The sequence below is a fragment of the Kocuria marina genome, assembly GCA_014652975.1.
In the GTDB taxonomy this organism is placed as follows: domain Bacteria; phylum Actinomycetota; class Actinomycetes; order Actinomycetales; family Micrococcaceae; genus Kocuria; species Kocuria marina.
This window is the reverse complement of record BMZV01000002.1, coordinates 364060-368547: the sequence shown is the minus strand read 5'-3', so window position 1 is coordinate 368547 and position 4488 is coordinate 364060. Positions and strand designations below refer to the sequence as shown.

The 4488-nt window shown below is 70.9% G+C and carries 3 protein-coding genes; all 3 read left to right on the top strand.

From position 1 onward, the window contains the following. Positions 1–106 precede the first annotated feature (106 nt). Positions 107–1129: an LCP family protein gene (locus tag IE157_RS06790; protein ID WP_240505726.1), complete on the top strand. Its 1023-nt coding sequence runs from the start codon at positions 107–109 to the stop codon at positions 1127–1129. Positions 1130–1250: 121 nt separating this feature from the next. Further along, positions 1251–2534: a glycosyltransferase family 4 protein gene (locus IE157_RS06785; RefSeq protein WP_318281364.1), complete on the top strand. Its 1284-nt coding sequence runs from the start codon at positions 1251–1253 to the stop codon at positions 2532–2534. Beyond that, positions 2531–4488: glycosyltransferase family 4 protein (locus tag IE157_RS06780; protein ID WP_193519507.1), on the top strand; the 1958-nt coding region annotated here is incomplete at its 3' end. The genes IE157_RS06785 and IE157_RS06780, both read left to right, overlap by 4 nt.

Sequence of the window (4488 nt, the reverse complement as noted above, 5' to 3'; positions counted from 1 at the left end):
CCCCCCCCCCCCCCGGGACGTGATCCCCAGCGTCGCCGTGGCGGCAGCGTTGTCCGGTGAGTGTCGCTCGATTCCGACCCCCCCACCCACGGAGTGCCACGTGTCCATGAACCAGTTCGAGTTCGACGAAGAACAGTCCCGCCCGCGCGGAAAACACACCGGACGCAACATCCTGCTCACGGTGCTGGCCCTCCTGCTGGTGGTGGGCGTGGTCGCCGGTCTGTTCGTGTGGAACCTGGGTCGCAACTTCGATCGTGGGGCCTCGACCCTGGAATCGGCATTCCCCGAGGAGTCGGCCCGCCCGGCCAAGGGCTCCGCCCAGGACGCCGGCACCACCGTGTTGCTCCTGGGTTCGGACAAGCGCCCCGACGGTGTGGACCCCAACGTCACCGGCTCCCGCGCGGACTCCATCATGCTGCTGCACATCCCCGAGGACGGGGGGCAGATGTACGTCATGTCCATCATGCGCGACACGTGGGTGGACATCCCCGGGGTGGGGGAGTCCAAGATCAACGCCGCCCTGGACCACGGCGGGATGCCGCTCATGGTCGAGACCATCGAGCAGAACTTCGGGACCCGCGTGGACGAGGTCGCGCTCGTGGACTTCGCGGGCTTCGAGGGCCTCACCAACGCCCTGGGCGGGGTAACGGTCAACGTCCCCGAGGCCTTCACCTCCCAGGACGGACACCGCTTCGAGGCCGGGCCCCAGGAGCTGAGCGGGGAACAGGCGCTCGCGTTCGTGCGGGAGCGCTATGCGTTCTCGGACGGTGACTACCAGCGGGTGCGCAATCAGCGCGCGTACCTGCAGGCCATGATCAACAAGCTTGTCAGCGCCGGCACCCTGACCAATCCGCTGAAACTCAACGAGGTGGTCAAGGAGATCTCCCCGTACCTGACCGTGAGTGACGGCCTCACCTCCGGGTGGATCGCCCAACAGGCCCCCAAGCTCGTGGGCCTGAGCAGCAGTGACATCCACATGTTTACGGTGCCCAACAACGGCGTGGGCACCTCCGCGGACGGCCAGTCGATCATCGTCGCGGACACCGACGCCATGCAACGGATCGGCAAAGCCATCTCCGACGGCACCCTGGACCAGTACGCCACGTCCCTGGACCAGCAAGGCCAGTAACCGCTCGACCTCCCCCACCCATCCCGACTCGTGACCCCCCCGCGAGAGGCCCATGAACCGCACACAACCCCCCGCAACCGGTACCTCACCGGGTGACCAGCCTCCGTTGAGGGTGCTGCTCATGGCCAGTTCCTACTGGCCTGAGCACTCGCCGCCCCAGCGGCGGTGGTACTCGCTCGTGAGCCACCTGCGGGAGCGGGGGTGGACCGTGTCCGTGGTGTGTCCCGTGGCGCACTACGGGGCGGGCCCGGACTACTCGACGCAGACGCGCGGTCGGGCGTGGCGGCGGCAGGCGGGGTTCCTGGGTGAACACATCTACCGGGTGCCCTACGTGTTCCTCGGGGACAATCGTGCCGGGAAGTTGCTGGACCAGCTCGTGAGCGCGGCCGCGTCCGTGGGGCGCGGGCTGTTCACGGGCCGCCAAAACATCGTGGTGGTCACGGCGCCGTCGTTACCGTTGCTGGCGTCCGCGTTGCTCGTGGCGCGCGTCAAGGGGATCCCCCTGGTCGTGGAGATGCGGGACGCGTGGCCCAACCTGGCCGAGGACGCCTCCCTGGTGCGGGGCGGGTCCAAGTCCGTGGTCAACCGCGCCGTGGTGTACGTGCAGAACCGCGCGGACCTCGTGGTCACGGTGACCCAGGGTTTCGCGCGCACCCTGCGCGAACGAGGGGTGCACAACGTGGTCACGGTGCGCAACGGCATCCTCCTGGAGCGCACACCGCAGCTGCCCCCGCCTCCGGCACGACGGCGCGGGCTGCGGGTGCTGTACCTGGGCAACCACGGCGAGTCCCAGTCCCTGGACCGGCTCATCCGCGCCGCCCACCTGGCCGGGGACTCGGTCCGTCTCACACTCGTGGGTCACGGCAGCCGCAAGCCCGCACTGCAGCAGCTGGCGCACCGGCTCGGCGCCAACGTGGAGTTCCTGCCCCCGGAGTACCGCGAGCGCGTGTTCGAGCGTTATCGCGACGCGGATTCGGTCGTGATCTCCCTGCGTGACGACTGGAAGTCGTTCGAGGACACCATCCCCTCCAAGACCTACGAGGTGCTCGCCGTGGGCCGGCACATCACCGCGGTCGTTCGCGGCGAGGCCGCCCACGTGCTCACCGACGCGGGCGAGGGGGACATCGTGGCCTCCGATCCCGAGCAGATCGCCGCGCTGTGGCGCGCGCTCGAGGCCGACCGTTCGCGCCTGGTCCCCAGTGGGTCCGGCCGGGAATGGGTGCGGCACAACGCGGACTACGCGGACCTGTCCGTGCAGTACGACCAATACCTGCGCGCCACCGTCCGCGAGTATTCCCGCGTGTGCGGTCAGGGCGTGCTGCCCCGCCTGGGCAGGGTGCTGCGTGCCGTCACGCGCGGCGTCGAGGGCGGGAGCCTCGGTGGCGTCGAGCGGATGGCCTCATGAGTTCACGGCGCCGCGAACGGTCCCGTGAACTCGCGGTCAACGCGTGGCTCACGGCTCGCACGATCGGCCAGCACGTCACCGACGACCCCGTGGTCTTCTGGTTGCAGGTCTCCCGCCGGTTGCCGCGGCGCTGGGTCACCCCCGCGGCCCGCATCCTCTCACGGGTCCCCGGCCCGCGTTGTCTCGCCGCCCGGGCCACCGCCCTGCATGTCCTGGGGGACGACGACGCCGCTCGCGCCGCCCTCTCCCGCGCCCTCGCCTCTGCAGGGGATTCGGAGCTCACGACGCAGGACCCGGGTCACGAGCACCGGGAACACGCAGGGCCGGACCAGACGCGTCCGGGCCCGCCGCGGCCGAGAACGGCGCTGAGCTCCCTGGCGCGGGGGAGCAGGAACGGGGACACATCGGCGTCGTTACGCGGCGGTGCGGAAGTGGCCCTGAGCATGGGGGACACCGAGCTCGCCGCGCGCTTACTCGCCGCGATCCCCGCCGACCATCCGGGAGCAGCCGCGACCCGCGCGCGCCTCGAGTGGTACCACGGCAACGTGGACCGCGCCGTGGAGGTGCTGGGCGACGCCGAGGCCCTCCGGCGGGCCACCCGCGGTGAACGAGCCCTCGCGCGCCGCCTGGTCGCCGAGCGGGACCTGCTGGGCGACTTCTTCCCGCGGCTGGAACCTGTACGCGATTATCTGCCCAGGGACCGCACCGTGCTCTACGCCGTGACCAACTCCCTGCCACACACCACGAGCGGCTACGCGCAGCGCTCGCACTCGTACCTCACCGCGCTGCGGGACGAGGGGTGGGACGTCCACGCCATGACCCGCCCGGGGTACCCCGTGCAGGTGGGCAAGGTGCTCGCCCGCCACACAGACGTCGTGGACGGCATCCCGTACCACCGCGTGCTCCCGCGGCGGCTGGCCGCGACCGCCACGGGACGTGTGCAGCAACACGCGCACGCGCTGCTGGAGCTCGCGCTGCGCACGCGGCCCGCTGTCCTGCACGCCACGAGCCACTATGTCAACGCATTGGCCGTACACGCGGTGGCCCAGGCTTTGGATATCCCGTGGGTCTACGAGGTTCGCGGACTCCTCGCGGACACGTGGGCCGCGACCCGCCCGCCGGAGGCCCTCACGTCCGAGCGCTACGAGCGCTTCCAGGCTCGCGAGGCGTGGGCCGTGACCACCGCGGACCGCACCGTGACGCTGGGCACGGAAATGGCCCGGCGACTCGAGGAGCTGCCTACACCGGCATCCGCCTCCGAAAACCCCCTGCGCGTGGACCTGGCCCCCAACGCCGTGGGCGGGGCCCTCGTGGAGAACGCACCGTCCCGACACGACGCCCGCGCCGCCCTGGGCCTCGCCCAGGAGACGTTTCTGATCGGCACCGTGACCTCCGTGGTGGACTACGAGGGCATTGATGACCTGTTGCGCGCCGCGGCCCAACTGCGCCCGCACATGCCGTCCCTGGCGGTGCTCGTGGTGGGGGACGGCGTGGCCCGCCCCACCCTGCAGCGGTGGGCCCGCGAGCTCGGTCTCGAGGACGTCGTGACCTTCACCGGCCGCGTGGACCGAACCCTCGCACCGCAGTACACCGCGGCCTTGGACGTCTTTGTGATCCCGCGCAAGGACCGCTCCGTGACCCGCGCGGTGACCCCCCTGAAGCCGGTCGAGGCCATGGCTGCGCGCACCGCCGTGGTCGCAAGTGATCTGCCCGCCCTGCGCGAGAGCGTGCGCCACGACGAGACCGGGCTGCTCACACCGCCCGAGGACCCGGACACCCTTGCCGAGACACTGTTCGGCCTGGCCCGGGACCCCGAGCGCCGCGAACGCCTCGCGAACGCCGGACGGGACTGGGTGGTCGCACACAGGACGTGGCGGGTGATCGCCCAGCAGGCATCCACGCGGTATGGTGAATTGAATGAAGACGTCCCCCGGACGGCTACCCACCCCCCCCC

Excerpts from the sequence above, each read along its gene's own strand:
- IE157_RS06790 (WP_240505726.1), top strand. The coding sequence starts at position 107 with ATGAACCAGTTCGAGTTCGACGAAGAACAGTCCCGCCCGCGCGGAAAA.
- IE157_RS06785 (WP_318281364.1), top strand. The coding sequence starts at position 1,251 with ATGGCCAGTTCCTACTGGCCTGAGCACTCGCCGCCCCAGCGGCGGTGG.